12 protein-coding genes are annotated in these 17,732 nt (G+C 67.6%); 1 reads left to right on the top strand and 11 read right to left on the bottom strand.

What is annotated here, in order from left to right:
* Nucleotides 1-18 precede the first annotated feature (18 nt).
* On the bottom strand, nucleotides 19-3,132 hold the full coding sequence (locus ACFSQR_RS09190; protein ID WP_377729433.1) for a diguanylate cyclase: 3,114 nt from the start codon (nucleotides 3,130-3,132) through the stop codon (nucleotides 19-21).
* Between the two features lie 94 nt (nucleotides 3,133-3,226).
* Nucleotides 3,227-4,336 carry an acyltransferase family protein gene (locus ACFSQR_RS09185; RefSeq protein ID WP_377729432.1) on the bottom strand — a complete coding sequence of 370 codons (1,110 nt, stop codon included), beginning with the start codon at nucleotides 4,334-4,336 and terminating at the stop codon, nucleotides 3,227-3,229.
* Nucleotides 4,337-4,522: 186 nt separating this feature from the next.
* Here ACFSQR_RS09185 and ACFSQR_RS09180 point away from each other — a divergent pair, with 186 nt between their 5' ends.
* Nucleotides 4,523-5,980 carry a DEAD/DEAH box helicase gene (locus ACFSQR_RS09180; protein ID WP_377729431.1) on the top strand — a complete coding sequence of 486 codons (1,458 nt, stop codon included), beginning with the start codon at nucleotides 4,523-4,525 and terminating at the stop codon, nucleotides 5,978-5,980.
* 226 nt (nucleotides 5,981-6,206) lie between these two features.
* Here ACFSQR_RS09180 and ACFSQR_RS09175 read toward each other — a convergent pair whose 3' ends face one another.
* From ACFSQR_RS09175 to ACFSQR_RS09135, 9 genes are read right to left on the bottom strand one after another with little or no spacing between them, the layout of a single operon-like run.
* The gene (locus tag ACFSQR_RS09175; RefSeq protein WP_377729430.1) at nucleotides 6,207-8,360 is read right to left on the bottom strand and encodes a DUF7024 domain-containing protein; all 2,154 of its coding nucleotides are present in this window, start codon (nucleotides 8,358-8,360) and stop codon (nucleotides 6,207-6,209) included.
* Nucleotides 8,353-9,144 (bottom strand): PIG-L deacetylase family protein, encoded by a 792-nt coding sequence (locus ACFSQR_RS09170; RefSeq protein ID WP_377729429.1) that lies wholly within the window; start codon nucleotides 9,142-9,144, stop codon nucleotides 8,353-8,355. The genes ACFSQR_RS09175 and ACFSQR_RS09170 overlap by 8 nt, the downstream gene beginning before the upstream one ends.
* Nucleotides 9,134-9,982, bottom strand: a complete 849-nt coding sequence (locus ACFSQR_RS09165) for a GNAT family N-acetyltransferase (RefSeq protein WP_377729428.1) — start codon at nucleotides 9,980-9,982, stop codon at nucleotides 9,134-9,136. The genes ACFSQR_RS09170 and ACFSQR_RS09165 overlap by 11 nt, the downstream gene beginning before the upstream one ends.
* On the bottom strand, nucleotides 9,982-10,365 hold the full coding sequence (locus ACFSQR_RS09160) for a GtrA family protein (protein ID WP_377729427.1): 384 nt from the start codon (nucleotides 10,363-10,365) through the stop codon (nucleotides 9,982-9,984). The genes ACFSQR_RS09165 and ACFSQR_RS09160 overlap by 1 nt, the downstream gene beginning before the upstream one ends.
* On the bottom strand, nucleotides 10,358-11,335 hold the full coding sequence (locus ACFSQR_RS09155) for a glycosyltransferase family 2 protein (protein ID WP_377729426.1): 978 nt from the start codon (nucleotides 11,333-11,335) through the stop codon (nucleotides 10,358-10,360). The genes ACFSQR_RS09160 and ACFSQR_RS09155 overlap by 8 nt, the downstream gene beginning before the upstream one ends.
* Nucleotides 11,332-14,244 carry a glycosyltransferase gene (locus ACFSQR_RS09150; RefSeq protein WP_377729425.1) on the bottom strand — a complete coding sequence of 971 codons (2,913 nt, stop codon included), beginning with the start codon at nucleotides 14,242-14,244 and terminating at the stop codon, nucleotides 11,332-11,334. The genes ACFSQR_RS09155 and ACFSQR_RS09150 overlap by 4 nt, the downstream gene beginning before the upstream one ends.
* 9 nt (nucleotides 14,245-14,253) lie before the next feature.
* Nucleotides 14,254-15,726, bottom strand: a complete 1,473-nt coding sequence (locus ACFSQR_RS09145) for an FkbM family methyltransferase (RefSeq protein ID WP_377729424.1) — start codon at nucleotides 15,724-15,726, stop codon at nucleotides 14,254-14,256.
* Nucleotides 15,723-16,946 carry an ABC transporter ATP-binding protein gene (locus tag ACFSQR_RS09140; protein WP_377729423.1) on the bottom strand — a complete coding sequence of 408 codons (1,224 nt, stop codon included), beginning with the start codon at nucleotides 16,944-16,946 and terminating at the stop codon, nucleotides 15,723-15,725. Before ACFSQR_RS09140 ends, ACFSQR_RS09145 begins: the two co-directional genes overlap by 4 nt.
* A complete protein-coding gene (locus ACFSQR_RS09135) occupies nucleotides 16,946-17,713 on the bottom strand; it encodes an ABC transporter permease (RefSeq protein ID WP_377729954.1) in 768 nt (255 codons plus the stop codon). The genes ACFSQR_RS09140 and ACFSQR_RS09135 overlap by 1 nt, the downstream gene beginning before the upstream one ends.
* Nucleotides 17,714-17,732: the final 19 nt, after the last annotated feature.

The following is a 17,732-nucleotide window of genomic DNA, read 5'->3' as shown; positions in this document are numbered from 1 at the left end:
AAGAGGACCCCTGGCGGGTCAGGCAGGAGTGGTGGTGCTGCGCGCATCCTGCTCGCATACCGCGCGGTTGCGGCCGCCAAGCTTGGCGCGGTACAGCGCGCGGTCGGCGCGTTCGACCAGCGCCTCGGGCTTGTCGTCCGGGGACGGCACCATGGCGGCCACGCCCACGCTGACCGTGATGATGCCTTCCGGCGAACCGCCATGCGGCAGCGCCAGCTCGCGCAGCGCGGCGCAGATATCGTTCGCCATCTTCATGACCTGCACCAGGTTGGCGGACGGCGCCAGCAGCGCAAACTCTTCGCCGCCGTAACGCGCCACCAGGTCGGTGGTGCGGCGCGCATGCGCTGAAATCACCGCCGCCACGGCCTTTAGCGCCTGGTCCCCGGCCTGGTGGCCATAGCGGTCGTTGTAGCTCTTGAAATGGTCCACGTCCAGCATTGCCAGCGCGACCTTGCCGCTGGTGCGCGTCGCGCGCCGCCATTCGCGCTGCAGTGCATGGTCGAAGCCGCGGCGGTTGGTCACGCCGGTCAGCGCATCGGTGGTGGTCAGCTCTTCCAGCTTCGCATTCGTCAGTTCGAGCTCGCGGGTGCGTTCTGCGACCAGGTCGCGCAGGCGCGCCTGCTGCCGCTTCAGGCTGCGCACGCGCAGTCCGTACACGCTTGCCAGCAGCGCGAACGTGCCGAAGCCTGCCACCGCGCGGAACCACCAGGTCGCCCAGAACGGCGGCAGGATCACCACGTCGAAGGACGCGGCGCGCGCGCTCCAGACGCCGCGGTCATTCGCGGCCTTCACTTCAAAGCGATAGCGGCCTGGATTGAGGTTGGTATAGGTGGCGAGCCGGTGCTCCGCGCCGGTGTACACCCAGTCGCTGTCGAAGCCGACCAGCCGGTAGGCATAGGTATTGGCCAGCGGATTGGTGTAGTGCAGGGCGGAGAATTCGACCGAGAACACCAGGTCCTGCGCAGTCAGCGTGAGCGAACGCGGGGCGTTGACGCTGCCCTCCAGGACACTGCCGCCGCGCCTGGTCGTGAGCGACTGGTTCAGCACGCTGATATCGGTGATCGCCACCTGCGGCGCGACCGACACGGCGCGCACCCTGGCCGGCTCCACGCCGGTCAGGCCCTTGGTGCCGCCGAAGTACAGGATGCCATCCGCCGCGCGCCACGCCGCACCTAGCCCGAAGCCGGCGGTCAGCCCGTCGGTGGCGGTATAGCGGTCATACCGGCCGGACTCTGGATCGAGACGGATCAGGCCGGGCACGGTGCCGATCCACAGCTTGCCCGACTCGTCGTGCAGGATCGAGTGCGGCGTCAGCGCATCGGCGCCGGTATCGATCGGATAGCTGCGGAAGCGGATGGCTCCGGATGGGCCGCTGACGATTTCGTGCAGGCCCTTGGCCGTGCTGACCCACATGCGGCCCTGGGCGTCCTCGTGCAGCGCAAACACGTTGTCGTGGCTGAGCGAGGAAACATCGCCCGGCACATGGCGGAAATTGCGGAACTTACCGGTGGCCGGGTCGAGCATATCGAGTCCGCCGCCGTTCCAGCCCGACCCCATCCACACGCGGCCGCGCCGGTCCTCCACGATCACGGTGGTGCCCGTGACCGCGCGAGTCCCGGGAACGCCGGCCTGGCTCGGATAGGTCTTCCAGGCGCCGCTGGCGGGGTTGAAGCGGATGACCTGCGCGCCGGTGCCCAGCCACAGCGTGCCGTCGGCCGATGGCGCGATGGTATTGATGAAGCCCGCCATGATGTGGTCGAAGCGCATCACGCTGAACTGGCCGGTGGCCGGATCGAGGCGGTTCAGCCCCGCCGACGTGCCGACCCACAGCGGCCCGCCGGGCTGCTGGTACAGGCTGTAGACGATATCGTTGGACAGCGCGCCGGGCTGGCCCGCGCGCGCCTGGTAAATGCGCTCGACTTCGCCGCTGGCGGGATTGAACAGCGAGAAGCCGCGGTTGGTGGCGAGCCACAGGCGCCCGTCGGGGGCCCCGGCGATGGCCTGCAAGGCGCTGCCCGGCAGGTCGCGGCCGTGCTGCGCATCGTGCGCCACGAAGCGCCGGAAGCCGGTGCTGTTGCGGTTGACCAGGCCGATGCCGTCGGTGTAGGTGCCGACCCACAGCATGCCGCCGCGGTCCTGCATGATCGCGCGCACGTCGTCGGCCGGAAGGCTGTACGGATCGTAGGCGCGGTGACGGTAGCGCTGGGCCGTGTCCGAACCGCGCTCCCAGCGCAGCAGGCCGGCCGTCAGCGTGCCCGCCCAGACGCTGCCGCTGCTATCGCTGAAGAAGCGGTTGATGCGGCTTGGCGGCGTCACCAGGCCGACGCGTTCGCCCCATGGCGCTCCCGCCTTCAGGAACACGACGCCTTTCTCGGTGCCGATCCACAGGTTCTTGTCGCCATCGATGTGCAGGGCGCGCGCGATATTCAGCTTGCTGTCGGGCCGCTCCGCGGTATCGATGCGGTAGTGGCGGAACTTGCTGCTGCCCGGCGGGAGGTAATCGAGTCCGCCCGGCCAGGTCGCGGCCCACAGCCCGCCCACCTCGTCGCGCACCAGCGCATTGACATCGTTGGAGGCGAGGCTGTGCGGGTCGGACGGATCATGCGCGTGGACGGTGAACTGTCCGGTGAGGGTATCGACATGCTGCACCCCGCCCCAGGTCGCGATCCACAGGCCGTCGGCGCCGTCGGAGAGGATCTGCTTGACGATCAGCTGCGTGTGCGCGGGGTTCTTCGGCGCGAAGCGCGTGAAGTCGTCGGTGTGCGGGTCGAAGCGCGCCAGCCCTTCGTTGGTGCCCACCCAGATGCGGCCCTGGCGGTCTTCCAGGATGTCGGTGACGCGGTCGTGCGGGAGGCTGCGCGGATTCTTCGGCTGGTTGCCGTAGCGGACCGCCTCGTAGCCGTCGTAGCGGTACAGGCCGGAGGCGGTGCCGATCCACGTGAATCCCAGGCGGTCCTGCACCAGGGAGAGGATCGACAGGTCTGCCATGCCAACGCCGCCGAGCCGCTGGAAGCGCAGCTGGGACGGCGCCGCCGCGCTGGCGGACAGGCAGGTGAACACGAGCAGCAGCGATGCCACGGCGCGCCAGAATGCCCGGGCGGGGCTGGACGGTGCGCGAAGGGGCGGTTGCATGTCGTTGCTAATCTTGCAATAAAGTTGACGCAAGGAAAATTATACAGTGTTTCCTCAGGGCATGGCGCACCCTCGTCGCGGGATGCTGTCGTTATTAATTCGACGGCGCCGCGGCCCTGTCGTTGGCCCGCTCCCGCATCAGGCGCCGCACGGTGCGGATGGCCGGCGCCTCGACGAAGTGCCAGCTCAGCATCGCCACCGGCACGATGACCGCGAGGCTCACCGCAAACAGCGGCAGCGCGTCCAGCGGAGGCAGGACCGCGCGCAGCATCAGCAGCACCGGCCAGTGCCAGATATAGATGCCGAACGAGTAATCGTGGGTGCGGAAGTGCTGCAGGGCGCGCGTGCGTGCGCTGCCGATCCACAGCGCCGCGGCGCCCGCCACCAGCATCACGCCGAAGAAAGTGAGCGGGCTGTCGGTCAGCGAGGCGTTGCGCGTCCAGTTCAGCAGCAGCAGCGCCAGCGCGCACAACACGTGGACGGGGCCGATGCGCGCGTGCGCCGCCACCGTCTGCAGCAGCATCCCGAACAGGAACAGGGACCACATGCGCACTTCCCACACATAGCCCGACAGCACCGACGGGAACAGGTGCGCCGCCAGCAGCAGGAAGATCGCGGCATTGCGCATCCACACGCGCATCGGCAGCACCGCCGCCAGGCCGATCAGCGCCACCATCACGTACATCCGGCCCTCCCAGTACAGCGTCCACAGAGGACCGTTCAGGTCGATCCCGCCCAGCACCCCGGCGATGCGCAGCTCCTCCGGCGGGATGTTGTACTGCAGGAGGTGCAGCACCGAGCTGCCGAAGATATAGCGCCACGGCGCGCCCGAGGCCAGGCCGGCCGCGCCGGTATCGGAGAAGAACACCACCGCCAGCACGGTCGTCACCAGCAGGCACACGAACAGCCCCGGCACGATGCGGGCGATGCGGCGTGCGGCAAAGCGCAGCGGCTGCGGATCGCGCATCCAGCTCTGGGTTACGAACAGCCCGCTGATGATGAAGAACACACCGACCGCCAGCGTGCCCGTGTCCATCGCCGGCGCCATCAGGCGGGTGAGCGGATCGGTGCGCGAGAACACGGGATTCATCTGCCAGGCGTGGTAGGCCACCACCATCAGCGCGCACACCAGGCGCACGGCGTTGAAACCGTTATCGTGCGAATCGATCGCGCTGGCGAGCGTGCGCGGAACAGGAATTCTCATCGTATTGTTTTTCTGATAGGAAACAAGCAAGTGTAAACCACTTATCGCGCCATTTCGCCGGGCAATCGCATTGTTGCGCTGGCGCTTCCTGCACGGTTGACAGGATTTGAGGTATCCTCTAGGGCTACCCAGATTAAGAAAGCATGCGGCCTGCAGTGCGCTCTCCGCGCCGGGCCACCGAAAACTATGTCAGAAACACCGATTGCCGTTCCAGAGCCAGTCCAGGGCATCCGCTTCTCCGACTTCGGCCTGTCCGCCGAAATCCAGCGTGCGCTGGCCGACCAGGGCTACGAACACCCGACCCCGATCCAGGCCGAAGCGATTCCCGTCGTACTGCGGGGCCGCGACGTCATGGGCGCCGCCCAGACCGGCACCGGCAAGACCGCCGGCTTCTCGCTTCCGATCATCCAGATGCTGCTGGCGCACGCCAACCCGAGCATGTCGCCCGCGCGCCATCCGGTGCGCGCGCTGGTGCTCGTGCCCACGCGCGAACTGGCCGTGCAGGTGGCAGAAAACGTCGCCGCCTACTCGCGCTACACCCCGCTGCGTTCCACCGTCGTCTTCGGCGGCATGGACATGAAGCCGCAGACCGCGATCCTGCGCAACGGCGTGGAAATCGTCATCGCCACCCCGGGACGCCTGCTCGACCACGTCGAACAGAAGAACGTCAACCTGGGCCAGGTGCAGATGCTCGTGATGGACGAAGCCGACCGCATGCTCGACATGGGCTTCCTGCCGGACCTGCAGCGCATCATCAACCTGCTGCCGAAGAAGCGCCAGAACCTCATGTTCTCGGCCACCTTCTCGCCCGAGATCAAAAAGCTGGCCAACACCTTCCTCGACAACCCGGTCACCATCGAAGTCGCGCGCAGCAACGCCACCGCCGACAAAGTGACCCAGGTCGTCTACAAAGTGGAAGAAGAAGCCAAGCGCGACGTCGTCGAACACCTGATCCGCTCGCGCGACCTGAAACAGGTGATCGTCTTTTCGAACACCAAGATCGGCGCCTCGCGCCTGTCGCGCCACCTCGAGCAGAGCGGCATCAAGGCCTCCGCCATCCACGGCGACAAGACCCAGCAGGAACGCATGGCTGCGCTGGACGCCTTCAAGAAGGGCGACATCGAAGTGCTGGTCGCGACCGACGTGGCCGCGCGCGGCCTCGACATCTCCGACCTCCCGTGCGTCATCAACTTCGACCTGCCGTACAACGCCGAGGACTACGTCCACCGCATTGGCCGTACCGGCCGTGCCGGCGCCTCCGGCGACGCCCTGTCCGTGTACACGGAAAAGGACGAACGCCTGCTGGCCGACATCGAAAAACTGATCAAGCAGACCATCACCCGCGGCGAACTGCCCGGCTTCGTGCGTCCTTCGCGATCGCGCGCCCCCGAGCGCAGCGAGCGCTATGGCAGCAGCGAGCGCTATGGGAGCAGCGAGCGTCCGGCCCCCGAGCGCCGCGCGCGCAGCGACGAACGCAGCACGCGTCCGTCCGGCTCCAGCCCTCGCCGCGACAAGGTCGACCCGTGGTTCCTCAAGCCATACGAACCGAGCGTCGCCGCCGCCCCGCGCGAAGCGGCGCCAGCGCGCGTCGGCAAGCCCAAGCAAAAGATCGCCGCCCTGCTCGGCGGCCTCCCCAAGCAATAAGCGCCGCCCCTAGCCAGGCCCCAACACTAGGGTGCCCGACACTAGGGTGCCTGACCCCGGTAGCGTTTCCCGCTACTTCCGCATTGCCAAAAAGGACGAAACTAGTATCGCTAAGCGATACTGGCTTCGTCCTTTTTTCATGTCCCACCCCTGGTGCCTGACCCCGGTAGCAGTTTGTGATACTGATACCGGGGTCAGGCACCCTAGTGTTTGCGGTTAGGCAAGGCTATTTGGCGGGAGCGTCGGGCTGGTAGGTGCCGATGGCGACGTCGATCAGGCCGATGCCCAGCGTGCGGTTGTCGCCCGGCGGTCCGATCGAACTCGGGGCGATCGGCCGCGGGACGGTGATCGTCAGCGAACGCTGGGTCCCGTCGGTCACGAACGGCAGGCGCACTTCCTGCGGCGGCCCGGCAAGCCGGAATTCGCTGGACTGGTCGCCTACCTGCATGACGAAGGGCAGGGTGGTGTTGTCCGCATACGCTTGCGCCTTCAGGACCACGTTCAGGTATTTCGGCAGCGGCTGCTTGAAGTGGAGCACGACCTGCTTGGAGTCCGACCAGCGCCCCCATGGCTCGGCATGCGACAGGCCTTCCGCCCGCTCGACGATGCCAGTCCCGAACGGTTCGGACATCGTGGACGAGCCGATCGGCTGGTAGTTGCTGCTGATGCGCACCAGCTGGTATTCAGGCGTCACGACCTCCGGCTTGAGCCCCATGTCGGGCGGCAGCGGGTGGTTGCCGATCACCAGCAGCCACTTGTGCCGCACCGGTATCTGGTAGGGCTGGATCGGCGTGCCCGGCGCGAGGTCGAGCATGCCCGTGTCCTTGTCGTCGATGTGGAACTGGGTCCGCATCAGCTGCTGGATGTCGTTGGTGACCACGGTGATGTATTTGCGCTCGGCCGCCGGCACGTAGTCGTGCGCGAACCTGCCTGCGCGGTCGTGCGGGCGGCCCGGCTGCTCGAGGTGCGACAGGTAGACGGTGGTGAGCCTGGTGCCCGCGGCGGCCATCAGCGGCAGCGCGATGAACAGGAACAGCGGCGCGGCCAGTTTGCTGCGCAGCCCCCACAGCACCAGCACCAGGATGTCGATGCCCACCACCAGGCGTCCCAGCCAGGTGTCGAGCGGGATCGCCATCAGCTCCGGGCTGTCGACCGGATTGATCTGGTAGGTCGGCAGTTTGACAACGGCGATCAGGAGCACGGCCGACACCAGCACGACGATCGGCCAGGCGAAACGGGTGCGCAGGTTAGCCACCGAGGCGCCCACGCCGGCCGCGGCGATCATGGTCAGCAGCGGGAAGACGAAGTTGTAGTAGCGCAGGTGCACGCGCAGGACTTCATGCGGACCGTAGCCGGCGATGGAGGCGGTGAACGCGATCGTCATGCCGGCGCCGGCGCCCAGCATCAAGAGGGTGTACAGGTGCAGTTCGGTGCGCGCCTTGCCCGCCTGTTCGCGCACCGCGCGGCTGACCAGGTTGTGCGCGAGGATCGCAAGCGGCAACGCGGCGAGCAGGGCGATGCCCATCAGGTGCCCGCGCGCGTTGATGAAGCCTGGCGGCAGCAGCCGCAGCGGCGACTGGCTGACGCTCGAGTTGGCGGTCACGGAGTAGAACGGGCCGAACAGGCTCAGGCCCGCGTCGCCCGCCAGCAGGTAGCCGAGTCCGAACTTGAGCGCGACTGTGGAACCGGCGGCCAGGACTGCCGCGGCCAGTGCCGCGGCGATGCGGCGGCCCTGCGGCGCAGCACCCCAGGCCACATATGCCACGTACAGGCAGAAGGACGGCAGGATGAACAGGGCATGGACCTTGACGAGGCTCATCAGCCCCAGCACGGCGCCGCCCGCGAGCGCGCGTACGGCCCAGTGCCAGCGGTCGCGCGTCAGCGCCATCCAGCTCAGGACCGCGAAGCCGAAGTAGTACGGCGCCTCCGGCATGAAGTAGGCGGTATAGATATTCGCCGGCGCCATCGCGGCGAGCAGCGCCACCATGATAGAGCTGGCGCGCCCGGCGTAGCGCCGCGCGGTAAGGTAGATGAATGGCGCGGCGCCGACGTAGAACAGCACGTTCGCCACGCGCACGCAGTCGAGGAAGCCGCGTCCGCACGCCTCGCTCGCCCCATATACCCACAGGTACAGGTAGGACGGCACGATCGCGTCTGCCAGCGGCTGCAGGCGGGCCATTTTGCTGTAGTACCACTCGTCGGCGAAGATGGCCGGGTTCAGGCCGAGGTTCCGGCACAGCAGCCAGCCGGCCACCACGGCCATCAGCGCTGCCAGCACCAGCGTGGCGGCGCGCGGCCGCGCCAGCGCGCCGCTCCAGGACGGGAAGTGGAAAGCTGGCGCGCGCCGCGCGATGCGCAAGTCGTTCTGTAGCTCAGTCATGGTTTGCTTTCGGATTGTTCTTGTTTGAGGTGAGTTCAGCCAGCCGCGCCTGCATCTGCGCCCAGGTGTAGAAGGCACGGCGCTCGTAATACAGGGAGCCGGCATGCGGCTGTTCGTGGAGGCGATGCGTGGAGACGGGTTGCAGGTCCTGCGTGCCGCGGACCAGGTAGCGCAGCGCGACGAAGGGCAGCAGCCCGATCCAGGTGGTCTTCTGCGAGGGGTAGGAGGCGCACAGGCGCAGGTAGCGCAGGCGCGCGCGCAGCGGGATGCGGTGCGCCTGCACCGGACCGTTCGCGGGCAGCGCGCTCAGCGCGTTGAAGAACGGGTGGAGGCAGCCGTGCGCGTTGTACAGCGCGAACTGCTGCAGTTTCGGCAGCAGGCCGCGTTCTTCCGCCACGGTCACCGCCAGCGCATGCAGGGCGTCGTGGTCATGGTGTCCGCCTTCCCACGCCGTGACGTGCAGGCTGTCGATGTGCGAAAACTGGTCCAGCCAGCCATGCAGCCACGCATGCGCGGCGACCAGGTGCTCGGGCAGGCGCGCGTCGGCAATGCCCAGTTCCTGGCCGGCGAAGCGCACGTCCCCGGCGCGCACGCCGAGCTGGCGCAGCACGGCCAGCGATTCGGCGTTGCGCTGCTGCGCGCTGGCGGCCGCAGTGGCGCCGTCGGTAAAGTACGCGCAATGCACGCGCAGGCCCTGCCGCACGCATTCCTCGATGCGGTGGAATACGCCGAATTCGTCATCCTGGTGCGCGAACAGGAACAGTGCTGCCGGTTCAGTATGCATCGAAGTCGAGGAAGGAAAACTCGATGCGCTTCGGGTCCAGCGCCAGCGTGCGCGGGCCGAGCGAGCGGAAGATCAAGTTGAGCGGGGAAGGGCGCAGGCGCTGCGGGATGCTGACATAGTTCCAGTAGCGCGCGCGCTCGTCCGGCTGCAGCCCCAGGTACAGGCGCACTGGCGAAACGGCGCCGGCCTCCATGCCGTGCGGGACAGGCAGGCCGCCCGTGCGCAGCTCGGCGTACGCGGGCAGTGCCGCATGCACGCTGCGCGCGAACATGCGCAGCCCGTCTGCGGCCGCTTGCGCGCGCACGCGGTTGTTCGGGTTGGCGCAGCGCCACGCCAGGCTCGCGTCGCTCCACGTGCGGCGGAACGACGGTTCGATCTCGCGCTCGCGCGTCCACAGGCCGCCGATGCCGATGCGCGCCTCCAGCGGCCGCACCAGCGTGAATCCGAGCTTGCGCAGGAAGCCGGGCGTGCTGTTGGCATTGGCCACGCCGTACACGCCGCCGAAGCCCTCGGCGGCGGCGGCGTCGTAGGTCATCTGTGCCAGCCGGGTAAACAGGCCCTTGCCCTGGAAGTCGGGGTGGGTTGCGGTGTTCAGCGACAGCAGCACGCGCACCGGGACGCCATCGATCTCGACCAGCGCAGGAACGCACACGTAATGCGCGGCCAGCGTATCGCCTTCCCAGGCGTCGAAGCCGACTGCCGGCCCGTCCGGGTTGGCGGCGTACAGCCAGCTCACGTATTCGGGCGTGAAGACCCTCGTGCCCGGAAAGCACGCCTGGAACAGGCCGCAGTACTGCGCGATCGCGGCCGCATCGATGCGGATGGGGCGAAAGTCCATTACCTGAAGATCCAGTATTTGCTGAGTATGAATCCGTTAAGCGCGACCAACGGCAGCGCGACGATCTTGCCGGGCAAGGCTTGGCCCGCCAGTTCGACCGACAGCGCCACGCTCGCCATCGTCACCGCATAGTTCAAGCCCACCACGCACAGGTAGCGCAGGAAGGTGCGGGTGTTGCCGCTCGCGCCGGCGAACGTCAGTTTCGCATGGAAGGCGTAATTCACCAACAGGCCCAGCGCAAACCCTGCGCTGGTGGCGAGGCTGTAATGGATGCCGCGCGCGATCAGGAGCTGCATGGCGCCGATGTCGGCCACCGCCGACAGCAGGCCGCCGGCGACGAACAGCGCGAACTGGCGCCGGTGCCCGAGCAGGAACTCACGCATCCGGGGCCAGTGCGCGCAGGCGCTTGTGCAGGGGCTGGCGCGGCACCGAGGCGATGTCGTAGGCGAGGAAGGCGAGCACCAGCTGCGCGCCCATCAGCACGGGCAGCGCGGACAGCATGACGGTGCCGGCCGGGGTCGAGATGCCTGCCTCGCGCGCCGCCAGCCAGCTGGTGGTGCCGTAGATGGAGCCGAACAGGATCAACGCAAGGCCCAGCGGAAGTTCGATCGAGGCCACCGACATATTGCGCAGGTAGTAGTTGTAGAACAGCCGCTTGAGGAAGTTACGGGTGTGCTTGGCCAGGAACTCGGTGACGATCTTGGAGATTTTCAGGTTGCTTTCCTCGTCCGCATACACGGCGTCCATCGGCACGTCGCACACGGCCGCGTTGAGCGTGTTCAGGCGGAACAGGATGTCGGTCTCGAAGAAGTAGCGCCGGCTGATCTTGTTGAACGGCAGCCGCTTGGCCACTTCCGCATGGATCGCCGTGTAGCCGTTGGTCGGATCGAACAGGTTCCAGTAGCCCGACGAGAGCTTGGTCATCAGCGACAGCACCGCATTGCCGAACAGGCGCATCGGCGGCATCGAGCCGATCTGCTCCAGGTCGTAAAAGCGGTTGCCCTTGGTGTAGTCCGCCTCGCCGTTCAGGATCGGTGCGGCGAACGCGGGGATCAGGGACGGGTTCATCTGGCCGTCGCCGTCCACCTTGACGATGACTTTCATGCCGTCCGCAATCGCTGCGGCGTAGCCGGTCATGACGGCGCCGCCCACGCCCTGGTTCTCGGCGTGCTCCAGCACTACCACGCGCGGGTCGGTGCAGTGCTCGCGCACGTAGGCGCCGGAGTGGTCAGGGCACTTGTCGTCGACCACATAGATGCGCGCCACTTCCGGACCCATCTTCGCGATCACGCCGAGGATGTGGCGGGTCACCTTGTAGCTGGGGATGACGACGGCGATGTCGAATGCATTCATGCTTGTTTTCCTTCTGCCAGGCGGTACCATTGTTTGCGCACCACCGCGTCCAGCAGCTGGCGCGTGCTGTCGCTCCAGGTCAGCCAGCGCATGCCGGCCGATGCCGGCGCCGAGCCCGCGCGGTACAGCTCCAGCCAGGCGGCGACCGCGTCGGAAAGGTGGTGCGGCTCGAGGCCGTCGAAATAGTAGGCGTGCTCGCCCGCGACTTCCTGGAACACGGGCAGGCGACGCGCGATGATCGGGATGTTGTGCTGCGCCGCTTCGATCAGCGGCAGGCCGAAGCCTTCGCCCTCCGATGGCGCCAGCAGCGCGGCGGACGCGGCGTACAGCTTGAGCAGCATCTCGTCCGAGACGCCGGCCAGCCAGAACAGGCGCTTGTCCTTTTCCGGGTGGCTGGCCAGCTGATCGCACAGCTTGTCGACCATCCAGCCCTGTTTGCCGACGATGACCAGGTTGACGTCCACGCCCTGCGCCCACAGGCGCTCGAACGCGGCCAGCGCCTGGGCATGACCCTTGCGCGGCTCCACCGTGCCGACCATCAGGAAGCTCGGGCGCGCGGCCACTTCCGTGAATACGTGCGCCGCGTTGGGCGGCAGGCCGGCGCTCGGCGCGCTGGCGTCGATGTCAGCGCCGAGGTGGAACCAGCCCACCTGCAGCGGCGTCGGGCGCGGCGGGCGGTGCGTCGCGATCCAGCCGCATAGTTCGTCCGCAACCGCGCGCGAGATGCAAACGATCCCGTCCGAGACGGTGGTGGCGGTATTCAGGAATTCCGTGAAGTGGTGCTCGGTCCCGAACGGGAACACGTCAGGGCGCAGCACCGGCAGCAGGTCGTAGACGACGAACACCACTTCGACGCCGAGGTTGCGCATCGATTGCAGCAGCTGGTGGTTCTGGGCGGTGCCGTTCGTGAACAGGTCGAGGCCGAGGAAGATGTCGCCCGCGCGCAGCTCCACCGGAGCGTCTTCGAGGAGCAGCTCGTGCTCATCCAGCGCGCCCAGCGTGTAGCGGCGCGCATACTGGTAGCTGCGGTTGCCGCCGTAGGAGAACACTGGCTCGACGCGGTAGCCCGGTGGCGGGTTCGAGATCAGTTCCTGCACCACGCTGCGCACCACGCGCTGGATGCCGGTGCGCAGGTCGGACTCCACCAGCGCCGATACATCGACCAGCAACTGGCGCGGTCCGGTCGCCGGCTGGTTCAGGGCGATCGCCGCTGCCAGCGCCGGCAGGCTGGCCGAACCGGTATCGGCGCTTCGCGCCACATCGCGCAGCAGGCGCCGGTAGCGGCTGAAGCGGCCGTGCCCGGCAAACGTCTCGATGGCGTCGCGGTACAGGGCGCCCACGTGCGCGGGCGCATGGTGCTCCTGCATAAGTTCGGTGGCGCGCGCTGACAGCTGCGCGCGCAGCTCAGGCTCGGCGCGCACGCGCGCCAGGGCGTCGGCCAGTTCGCCCGTCTCGAACTGGTCCGGCAGCATCACCAGCGTGCGCGGATCGAGCGAGGCGGTGGAGCCGTGCGCGTTGACGATCGTGGGAATGCCGAACAGCAGGCAGTCGAGCACCGACGCCGAGGTTTCGCCGCGCGTCTTGCTGCGCAGCTGGACCGCGCAATCGCTGGCGGCGAGGTAATCGGCATAGGTGGCAGGGTCGACGAAACCGGTAATCCGGATCCGCTTCGAAGCGCTGCTGCGGCCGATCTTGTACTCGAGCGTGATGCCATAGTTGTTGGACGCGTTCTGTCCCACGAAAACCAGCCGGCAGTGCGGGTCGCGCCCCAGCGGCGAGGCCAGGAACGCGTCCAGCAGTTCTTCGTTCAGTTTGGTGATGCCGAGCATGCCGAAGCTGCACACCACGAAGTCGTCAGGCTTGAAGCCGAGGCGCTCGCGCGCGACCCGGCGCGCGTCGGCGTGCTGGTGGGTCGCGCTCTTGCCGCGCAGGAGCGGCACCACGCGCCAGTCGCGCACCGCGTCCGCGCCGTACCATTCGGTCCCAAGCAGCACCGAGAATGGCGAATGCACGATCACGCCGTCCGCATTGTCCAGGACTCCCTTGTTGAGCGGGTACTTCCAGATCGCCGGGACGCGCCCGTCGCGCCGGTGTTCGAGGATGGCGGTGTAGCCGTGCGACTCGTACAGGCCCTCGAGGAAGCAGCCGGGCAGGTAGCCCTCGCGTTCCAGGTTGTCCAGCACCCCGGACAGGAAGAAATCGTGCAGCACCACGATGCCCGGATGGCGCCGCAGCAGCGCGAACATGTGCTTGTGGAAGTGCGAATTGCCGAAGTGGTAGACCACCCGGTCGAAGCTATCCGCATTGTCTTCGAACCAGTCGATGCGGTGTTGCGGGAAGTGCGCCAGGCGCAGGTCGCTCACGGCATCCTGGTCGATGACCAGCTCGACATCGTAATAGCGCGCCAGCTCCGGCACCAGCTCCGCGCTGTAGTCGGCGATGCCGGAGTGTTCCGGTGGCAGCGGCGACACATAAGCCAGGCGCGGGCGGCCCGGCGCGGGCGGCGCAACCGGCGGCAGTTCGCGCAGGTGCTTCCACAGTTCCACCGCGCTGGTGTCGGCAGGCGCTGCCGCCACCACGTTCGGCAGTAGCGCGGACGGCGCGGCACCGCCGGCGCGCGGCAGCAGAACGCAATCGGGCGCCAGCGCTGCCAGGAAATGCTCGCGCAGCAGTGCGCGCAGGCCGGTGCCGGCGTCGCGCTCGGCAGGCAGGCTGTACACCCGCACGCTTTCGCGCGGCAGCGCGCCGCCCAGCCCGTGCCGCAAAGCCGGAATCAGGTCCCCCGCGTCGCTGGAGACGGCAACCAGGACCTCGCCGCTGCCGGCCGTGCGTGCCAGTTCCAGGGCCAGCCCGAGTGCCTGCGGATCCAGGCCGCAGGTACACGATTCAAAGTCGATAACGATACGCATAATGTTCTGTCAGTTCCCGCGGTTGGGGTGCAGCGCGCGCTGCAGGTCCTCGGCCACGCGGCGCGCAGACTGTGGCAGCGCCTTGATCTCGGCCGGCATCTCGGGGATATCGGGCGCCAGCGCGGCGGCGGTGGACGGTGCCGGCGTGGCCTGCTTGATGGTGGCCAGCATGCTGGTGACCCGCCTGCCGAGGCCCGGGAAGCGCAGCATCACCGGAATCAGCAGGCGGCGCATGCGTTCGCTGGCAGTGAACTTGCGGACGGCGCGGCCCAGCAGGGCCCGCGCCGAGCCGCCACGCACGCGTCGCACCAGCGCGCCGGCCCGGCGCAGCGGCTCGGTGATACGCCACGATGTGCTGGCATGCGTCGCCACCAGTCGCTGCTCCAGGTCGCGCGCCCAGAGCTGGGCCTGGTGGCCGTGCCAGTGCGCTTCGTCGAGCTTCTTTTGCAGCTCGTTGCGGACCTGCTCGGCGTACGCGGCCAGCGCCGCATGTTGCTGCGCCTGGGCGGCCAGCGTATCGGTCAGGCGTGCTTTGTCGACCTTCAGCGCGGCCAGTTCCGCCTGGGCGGCGCTGTCGCGCGCGACCAGCTCGCGCGTCTGGGCCTGCTGCGCCTCCAGCAGTTCATTCAACCGGCCCAGCTGCTCGCGCGACAGCGCCAGCGCCTCGTGCGCGATCGCCTGCTCGCGGTCGGCGCGCTGCTCGGCGTGCCAGCGCTGCTCGGATTCCTTCGCCACGCGCGCTTCCAGCGCGGCATTCGACTTATGGGCCTTCCTGGCGTCGCGCCAGGCCTTGTCCAGGTGATGCGTGATGAAAGCGTCGAACACATTCGGCTGCACCGCCAGCGCCGCTTTCAGTTCGGGATGCTCGTCGGCCACGTAGTAGCGGTTCAGCCCATCGAACCACGCGAACGAATATCGCTGGCCGGTCACCAGCGCATCCCAGCCCTCGTGCGCGCTGGCGCGGCTGTTCGGCGTGGTCGCCTCGACCACCACGATCCAGGGGCGGAACCGGGAGAAATCCATGCCGCGCAGGACCTCGGCCTCGTAGCCTTCCACATCCACTTTCAGGAAGTGGATGTCGCCGCGCACGTGTTCGGCGCAGATGGCCGACAGCGTGCGCATCGGCACCGTCAGTTCGCGCACCTCATGCCCTTCCTTGCGGTGCATCTCCGCCACCGCGGCCTCGGGCGAAGCCCAGCCGGGGATCGAGGCGACGTCGTACAGCGTGACGCTGCCCTCGCTGCCGCCGGCCGCCACCGACAGGTTGATGTCGCGCGGGCGCTGCTCGCGGAACGCCTCCGCGTACGAGGGCAGGGGCTCGACGTTGATGCCGTGCCAGCCGGCGTCGTAGAACGCGCGCGTGACCGAATGCTCTTCCGGGTCATTGGCGCCGACGTCGATATAGAAGCCGTTCTTGATATGGCCGAGTGCGCGCCACAGCAGCACGTCCTCGAAGTTCTGGGCGTAGGAGATGAAGGTCATGGGCGTTCAATGCCGATCGCAGGGTCGAGCCACGCGCTGCCTTCGAAGTGCGGGCGGCGCATGTTCATGACGGTGAACACGAGGGCAAGGTCGCGCCACTCGTAGTTGTTGACGAGGTGGGTCTCGGTGCTGACGATGGCGGTGGCCACCGAATACGTGCCCGGCCCAAGGTTCATCGGGAACGCGAAGCGGTACACGATCTTTTCGCCGGCGCGCACATGCTCGAGCGGCAGTTCCTTGAGGTGGGTATTGGTGCCGTACATCGGCTGGCCGAGCCGGTCCTTGATCATGTAGCCCAGCACCATGCGCGGGATATCGGCCCTGGCCTGCACCGTGATCTCGAGCGTCACGGGGGCGCCCACGTCCACCACCTCGACCGGCTGGCCGTCCGCGTCCAGTAGCGCGATATGCGCCACGGTCGCTTCCCCGGTGCCCGAGACGGTCTGCACCTTGCCTTCCTTGTGCCCGGTCTGGCGCACGGTGGCGTTCTCGCGCTCGGCGATCAGCGCGTTGTAGTAATCCATGATCTCTTCCGGCTTGCCCTGGCGCGCCAGGCGGCCGCCGTCCAGCAGCAGGGCGCGGTCGCACACCGACTGGATCGCCTGCTTGTCGTGCGAGACCAGCAGCAGCGTCGTGCCCAGGTGGCGGAACTGGCGGATGCGGTCGAAGCTCTTGTGCTGGAAGTAGGCGTCGCCGACCGACAGCGCCTCGTCGACGATCAGGATGTCCGGACGGCGCGCGGTGGCGACCGAGAACGCGACGCGCATCTGCATTCCGCTCGAATACACCCGCACCGGCTTGTCCATGTAGTCGCCGATGCCGGCGAATTCCTCGATCTGCGGCATCAGCTCCATCACCTCGGCGGCGCTCATGCCGAGCAGCTGGCCTGCCATCAGCGCGTTCTGGCGCCCGGTGAAATCCGGATGGAAGCCCATGCCCAGCTCCAGCAGCGCGGCCACGCTGCCCTGCATCGCCACTGCGCCGGTGGTCGGCTGGGTGGTGCCGGTAATGAGCTTGAGCAGGGTGCTCTTGCCGGCGCCGTTGATGCCGATCAGGCCCACCGCCTCGCCCGGCGAGACGTGGAAGCTGATGTCCTGCAGCACCCACTTCAGTTCATGGCGCGCACCGCCCCATGGCCACAGCCACTCGCCCGCCCGCGACCAGCGCGTCGGGTAGTTCTTGTAGGCCTTGCCGAGGTTGACGACGTCGATCGCGCCCATCAGAGTTCGTCCACCATTTCGCCGGAGCGCTTGCGGAACAGGCCGAAGCCGAGCGCGCACAGGCCGAGCGCGATCACCAGCGCCGGCATCAGGGCATCGAAATCGGGCGCCTGGCCTTTGACCAGGATGCCCTGGTAGGCGCCGACGATGGCGGCCATCGGGTTCCAGTCGACGATGCTGCGTGCGGCCGGCGGCAGGATCGACACCGGGTACACGATCGGCGTGAGCCAGAACCAGAACTGCATCGCGATCGTCATGAACTGCCCGACGTCGCGGAAGAAGACATTGAGCACGCCGACCACGATGCCCAGGCCGATCGCGAACATCACCTGGATCAGCAGCACCGGCACGATGGCGAGATACACCGCGCCGGGGAACAGGCCGGCCGCGACCAGGAAGGCCGTGAACAGGCCCCAGATGATGGCGAAGTTGAGCAGCGCCGACAGCACCACGATCATGGGCAGGCACAGGCGCGGGAAGCTGATTTTCTTGATCAGGTTGGCGTTCTCGAAGAACATGTTCTGCGCGCGCCCGACGATTTCGGCGAACAGGCCCCAGGTCAGGATGCCGCTGCACAGGTAGATGCTGTAGGCGAGGGTGGAATCGGCGCCCGGCAGCTTGCTGCGCATGACCTCGGTGAAAATCACCGTGTAGACGATGATCATCGCGAGCGGCTGAAGCAGCGACCATGCGGTGCCGAGGATGGCGTTGGCGTACTTGGCCTGGAATTCGCGCTTGACGCTTCCGAAAATAAAGCCGCGATACATCCACAAGCCGCGCAGGGCG

This window comes from Pseudoduganella sp. GCM10020061 (genome assembly GCF_042683405.1).
In the GTDB taxonomy this organism is placed as follows: Bacteria; Pseudomonadota; Gammaproteobacteria; order Burkholderiales; family Burkholderiaceae_D; genus Telluria.
Note: the sequence above shows the minus strand (reverse complement) of the source record. Positions and strands in the feature narration are given on the sequence as shown.

Excerpts from the sequence above, each read along its gene's own strand:
- ACFSQR_RS09190 (WP_377729433.1), bottom strand. The coding sequence starts at position 3,132 with ATGCAACCGCCCCTTCGCGCACCGTCCAGCCCCGCCCGGGCATTCTGG.
- ACFSQR_RS09185 (WP_377729432.1), bottom strand. The coding sequence starts at position 4,336 with ATGAGAATTCCTGTTCCGCGCACGCTCGCCAGCGCGATCGATTCGCAC.
- ACFSQR_RS09180 (WP_377729431.1), top strand. The coding sequence starts at position 4,523 with ATGTCAGAAACACCGATTGCCGTTCCAGAGCCAGTCCAGGGCATCCGC.
- ACFSQR_RS09175 (WP_377729430.1), bottom strand. The coding sequence starts at position 8,360 with ATGACTGAGCTACAGAACGACTTGCGCATCGCGCGGCGCGCGCCAGCT.
- ACFSQR_RS09170 (WP_377729429.1), bottom strand. The coding sequence starts at position 9,144 with ATGCATACTGAACCGGCAGCACTGTTCCTGTTCGCGCACCAGGATGAC.
- ACFSQR_RS09165 (WP_377729428.1), bottom strand. The coding sequence starts at position 9,982 with ATGGACTTTCGCCCCATCCGCATCGATGCGGCCGCGATCGCGCAGTAC.
- ACFSQR_RS09160 (WP_377729427.1), bottom strand. The coding sequence starts at position 10,365 with ATGCGTGAGTTCCTGCTCGGGCACCGGCGCCAGTTCGCGCTGTTCGTC.
- ACFSQR_RS09155 (WP_377729426.1), bottom strand. The coding sequence starts at position 11,335 with ATGAATGCATTCGACATCGCCGTCGTCATCCCCAGCTACAAGGTGACC.
- ACFSQR_RS09150 (WP_377729425.1), bottom strand. The coding sequence starts at position 14,244 with ATGCGTATCGTTATCGACTTTGAATCGTGTACCTGCGGCCTGGATCCG.
- ACFSQR_RS09145 (WP_377729424.1), bottom strand. The coding sequence starts at position 15,726 with ATGACCTTCATCTCCTACGCCCAGAACTTCGAGGACGTGCTGCTGTGG.
- ACFSQR_RS09140 (WP_377729423.1), bottom strand. The coding sequence starts at position 16,946 with ATGGGCGCGATCGACGTCGTCAACCTCGGCAAGGCCTACAAGAACTAC.
- ACFSQR_RS09135 (WP_377729954.1), bottom strand. The coding sequence starts at position 17,713 with ATGTATCGCGGCTTTATTTTCGGAAGCGTCAAGCGCGAATTCCAGGCC.